Here is a 1575-nt window from a genome sequence, read left to right as displayed (position 1 = left end):
TACTTAATGCGCCAAAGGCAATATCATTTGCGCTGTATTTTCCGTCGTTATCGGCATCGATGACCACATAACCTTTAATAACCGCACTGCCGTGATAACCTATTTCAACGCCATTCACCGCTGGATTTTGCTTTGAAAGATTAACCGTTAATGATAAGTCTTTTGCCGTCGCTGCCACCGCTTTATTACCCGTTTGGGTATAACTCAATTGGTAACTACTCCAGTCAGCCACACTTTGCGAATTGTCTGCCGTGATAATCCAATCGCCAAACGATAAGTTATCCACTTCAAAATGACCATTACTGTCAGTAATAGCTTGTCGGGTAAGATTGCCATCCGATCTTTTCAGCGTTAATTTCAGTCCTGTTAAATCTCTATCTACAGCAGTGTTCGTTTGACTGTTATCGACATCAATACTCACATGACCTTTTATCACACTATTATATTTATATGCTGAACTATTAGTTAACTCGTCTTTTGTTAACGAAGTAAACGCATAACTATCACTATTTCCAGGGATGACACGGTTCGCAATTAATTGCGTTCCTTCTGGTGTGCTAACCTTAATTTGATAGTTACCTCCTTTCGGTAATTTTTCAAACTGATAGTAACCTGAATTATCGGTGTTAACCTTTTTAAGTTCAACGTAATCCGTTACACCCGGCGCCTGATAATTAAGGGTTACATTGATGCCCTTAGTCCCTTCGTTATCCTGTCTATCTCCACTTTCATTTTCATCAATCCAGACATCACCACCGATTTTTTGTTTTCCTACCAATAGATAATTATTATTTTGTGAACCATCTTTTGGTAAATTCGCAACCGGAATAACAATATGTTTCGCGTCTTTACCGGCTGAGCTTTGTTTAAACGCATAGTCGGCATTAGTGTCTAATTTAAGTATCACGGAATAGTTAGCATTATCACCAAACATCAAGTTAGAAAATTTGTACTCACCATCCACGGTTTGTTGAGTCATCAATAGCTTACCGGTACCATCTAAACCATCACGTAACTCAACAGTCAATGCTGTTTCGCTATCAAGTAAATGTGCAAACGCATTTAACTGAGTTAAATCGGTATTATTATCGGCATAATCAACATAGATTTTACCTTCGATACCTTTATCACTCGCTTGTTTGTAATAGAAATTATTGTCTTTTATGCCCACATTAGTTAAATCTAAACTAGATAAAGTATCAATTGGTTGAGTGGTACCTTTACTGTTTTTAACTAATGAATAATTATCTGGCGAGGTTACAACATTAATACTATATTTACCGGAAGGTAAGTTATAGAAATGATATTCACCGTTAGCATTTGTATATTGACGAGCGATCTCTGTTCCGCTTGAATCAATTAGACCGATCAATACATTATCAATTGGCAATTCAGGAGATGTGCCGTCAATAATAGTTTTACCCGCAATACCACTATTAATCGCTTGATTACTACCTATACCTGCCGATGGTGAAGTATTTGAACTTCCTGCCAATAAGAAATATTGGTTTTGTACTGTCTTTCCAACATCTTCAAAGTGAATCGGTTTTAAATTGATATTTGTGTTACCCTCTG

General features: G+C 37.1%; 1 protein-coding gene. It reads right to left on the bottom strand.

The features are described from left to right. Positions 1-1575: SdrD B-like domain-containing protein (locus tag J3U35_RS06585; RefSeq protein ID WP_267360346.1), on the bottom strand; the 1575-nt coding region annotated here is incomplete at both ends.

This window comes from Gilliamella sp. B2717, assembly GCF_026536675.1.
Lineage (GTDB): Bacteria > Pseudomonadota > Gammaproteobacteria > Enterobacterales > Orbaceae > Gilliamella > Gilliamella apicola_I.
The sequence above is the reverse complement of the archived record's forward strand: the minus strand, read 5'-3'. Positions and strand labels throughout refer to the sequence as shown.